At 63.6% G+C, this 3,854-nt stretch carries 2 protein-coding genes; both read right to left on the bottom strand.

Annotated features, from left to right (window positions below; translation table 11 throughout):
• Positions 1 to 8 precede the first annotated feature (8 nt).
• Positions 9 to 3,332 (bottom strand): amino acid adenylation domain-containing protein, encoded by a 3,324-nt coding sequence (locus tag AB4Z47_RS30450; protein WP_441956131.1) that lies wholly within the window; start codon positions 3,330 to 3,332, stop codon positions 9 to 11.
• A 170-nt stretch (positions 3,333 to 3,502) separates the two neighbouring features.
• The coding region (locus tag AB4Z47_RS30455; protein ID WP_441956133.1) for a hypothetical protein at positions 3,503 to 3,854 on the bottom strand (352 nt) is incomplete at its 5' end.

A 3,854-nucleotide genomic window follows, 5' to 3' on the forward strand; every position in this document is an offset into this window, starting at 1 on the left:
ACCATAAGTCAACCATAAGTCAGTTCGACACCCTCGAACACCACCGCCACCGCACCCGGATCCGCAGCCACCACACGCCGATACCCATCCAGCAACAGTCCGGGACGGACCGGATAGCTTGTGGTGTTCCATTCGCGCAGGACCCGGTCGCGTTCGGTCGCGCTCAGGAGGTCGATATCGCCGACCGCGCGGTCCGGGTCGGTGACGGCCGCGTGCAGCAGGCGAGTGAAACGCGCTGCGAGATCAGCGATCGTGTCCTGGTCGAACAGGTCGGTGGCGTAGGTGAACATGCCCGCAAGGCCCGTGTCGGGGCCCTGCTGCGGTGTCATCGTCAGTTGCAGGTCGAATTTGGCGGTCGCGCTGTCGAATTCGATCGCGGTGACCGACAGACCCGGTAGTTCGAGTTGGGCTTGGTCCATGTTCTGGAAGAACAACGCCACCTGGAACAGTGGATGATGCGCCTGCGAACGCACCGGGTCCAGTACCTCGACCAACCGCTCGAACGGCAGCTCGGCATGCGAAAACGCGGCGAGATCGGTCTCTTTGGTCGTCTCGAGCAGGTCACGGAACGACGACGCGGGATCGACGGTGGTCCGCAGGGCCAGCATGTTGACGAACATGCCGACCAGATCATCGAGTTCGGGTTCTCCGCGTCCGGCGACCGGGGTGCCGATGGTGATGTCACCGCTACCGGAAAGCCGGGCCAGCAGCGCGGCGAAGGCACTGTGCACCACCATGAACAGTGACCCACCACTGGTGTGGGCGAGGTGGTCGAGCCCTGCGGTGGTCTGCGCGTCGAGGGTGAAGGTGAACACGCCACCGCGGCCTGAGGCCAGCGCGGGACGCGGGCGGTCGGTCGGAAGGTCGAGCCGGTCGGGAATGCCCGCCAGAGCCTTACGCCAGTAGGTGATCTGCGCGGCGGCCACCGAGTCCGGGTCGTCCTCGTCGCCGAGCACCGCACGCTGCCACAGCGTGTAGTCCGCGTACTGCACCGGCAGCGCAGCCCAGTCGGGTGCGGTAGCGGCGCCCCGCGCGATATAGGCGGTCATCAGATCACGCACCAGCACAGCGACCGAGGTGCCGTCAGCAGCGATATGGTGCACCACGACAGCCAAAACGTAGTCGTCGGTGCCGAGGCGGGCCAGCGAAAGACGCACCGGCACTTCGTCGGCGACGTCGAACCCCGCACCCGCGACAGTGCGCAGCCATTGCGGGAGCTCCTCGGCAGCCACGGTGTGTGGCGTGAGGTCCGGGACCGCTCGGGCCGCAGCCACCACCACCTGATACCCCGTACCGTCCACCGCCGGATACACCGTCCGCAACGATTCATGACGCTCGATCACATCCGTGACCGCCGCCTGTAACGCCCCCACATCCAACGCACCCGACAAACGAATCGCGAACGGAATATTGTTCGCCGCCGAACCAGTATCGAACTGGTTCAAAAACCACATCCGCTGCTGCGCCAACGACAACGGAACCCGCGCCGGGCGCTGCCCGGCAACCAATTCGTGGCGTGGCCGGCCACCCTCGAATTCGGTCAGCCGTGCCGCGAGTAACGCCACCGTCGGCGCCCCGAATACCACTCGAGCGGGCACCCGCACACCGGCCGCCGCACCAAGCCGCGCCGCGACCTGCGTCGCGATCAACGAGTTACCACCGAGCTCGAAGAAATCATCGTCCGCGCCGACCCGCTCACCCACACCGAGTAACTCGCCGAACACCTCCGCGACCAGCTGTTCGAACCACCCGGCCGGTGCACGAAACGACCTGGCCTGCAAACGCGGCGCGGGCAACGCCCCACGATCCAGTTTGCCCGCCGGAGTCAACGGAACCTGCGCCAACACCATCACCGAGGTCGGCACCATATGCGCGGGCAAACGGTGTTCAGCATGTCGGATCAGCTCACCGACATCGACCCGATGCCCACCCGCGGCATGCACATAAGACACCAGGATCGTTGCCCCGCTGTCCAACCGGTGCCCCACCGTGACAGCGAAATCGACACTCTCATGCCCGGTCAGCACAGCATCGATCTCACCCAACTCGATCCGGAAACCACGGATCTTCACCTGGAAGTCATTACGACCCACATACTCCAACTCGCCACCAGCAGTCCAACGCACCAAATCACCCGTGCGATAAAGCCGGGAACCATTCACCTCGAACGGGTTCGCCACGAAACGCCCAGCAGTAAGACCAGGACGCTGCTGATAGCCACGAGCCAACTGCGCTCCAGCGACATACAACTCACCGACCACACCCACCGGGACCGCCACCAGACGCTCGTCCAACACATACTCCGTGACCGCCCGGATCGGCGCACCGATCGACACCGGCGCCCCAGGCACCAACGACGCACTGGCATTCGTCACGACCGTAGCCTCGGTCGGTCCATAAGCGTTATAGAACTCGCGCTCACCACCCCGGACCGGAACCACCCAACGACGCACCAACTCCGGCGGACACGCCTCCCCACCCACAACCACGACCCGTAACTCGTCCAAACCCACAGGATCCACCGAAGCCAACGCAGCAGGAGTCACGAACGCATGCGTCACCCCTTCCCTGCGCAACAACCCCGCCAACTCATCGCCACCATAAACCGTCGGCGCCACCACAACCATCGTCGCCGCACCACCCACCGCGAGCAACAACTCCAACACCGACGCATCAAACGACGGCGACGCGAAATGCAACGTACGCGACACCTCCGTCACCCCGAACCGATCACGCTGCTCGGCACAAAAACTCGCCAACCCCGCCTGAGTCACCACAACACCCTTCGGCACACCCGTCGAACCCGACGTATAAATCACATACGCAGGATGCTCAGCCCGCAACGGCCGCAACCGATCCGCATAAGTCACCGGCTCAACCGAATAACCCTCCAACACCACCGAAACATCACCATCGATAACCAACCACTCGACCTCACCAGGCAACCCATCCACCACACCCCCCACAGTCAGACCGAGCACCGCGCCCGAATCCTTCACCATGTACTCCACCCGATCAACCGGATAATTCGGGTCCACCGGCACAAACCCAGCACCACACTTAGCCACCGCCCACACCGCAACCACAGACTCCACCGAACGCGGAATCCCCACCACAACCAAATCCTCCGGACCCACACCCCGATCAATCAACAACCGCGCCAACCGAGTCGACCAAACATCCAACTCCGCATAACTCAAACACCCCCCCGAACCCACACCATCAGCAAACACCACCGCAACACCCGACGGATTCGCCTCAACCGCCACCGACAACAACTGCGGAAGCGTAGTAACCCTCGGTCGCCTTCCGCTTCCTAGGTCCCCACCCATGAGCCTGCAGATTATTTCCCGACAAACGAATCATAAAAAACTCTGCACATCCTGCCGCTATAGAACACTTCTATGACACATTTCCAGCGGGAAACCTGATACTGCAAACCGACCGATCTGTACCCATAGTCACATACCATGGGCCTGCCCGTGACTCGGGGGGAACAGCATCACTCCATGTCGAGCAACTCGCTGAGTTCCACGATCGAATCCACCTGGGTCCAGGGAGCCTCGAGAACTGCGCCGGCACCGTTGTCGAGCACCACAGCCCGCAAATCCTCCAATGCGGTCGGGTCGAGCGCGTCGAGCCCGGCCCGATCGGTCACCAAATGGGTCACCCATTCATCGGCGAGCGACTCGGTAGTCACGCCGCCCTCCCACACGAGCACCACCGACGCGCCCACCGATCCGGCGGCGACCACCTCGACCAGCGCGGCGAGCGTCTGCGGGCTGCCGTGCTGGAAAGTGCGTGATTCGAAGGTCAGCTCGGTCCGCGCCCGCAACCGGCCGGCCGCCGTGGCC

Origin of the sequence: Nocardia sp. 2TAF39 (assembly GCF_052114905.1) — a bacterium.
In the GTDB taxonomy this organism is placed as follows: Bacteria; Actinomycetota; Actinomycetes; order Mycobacteriales; family Mycobacteriaceae; genus Nocardia.

Excerpts from the sequence above, each read along its gene's own strand:
- AB4Z47_RS30450 (WP_441956131.1), bottom strand. The coding sequence starts at position 3,332 with ATGGGTGGGGACCTAGGAAGCGGAAGGCGACCGAGGGTTACTACGCTT.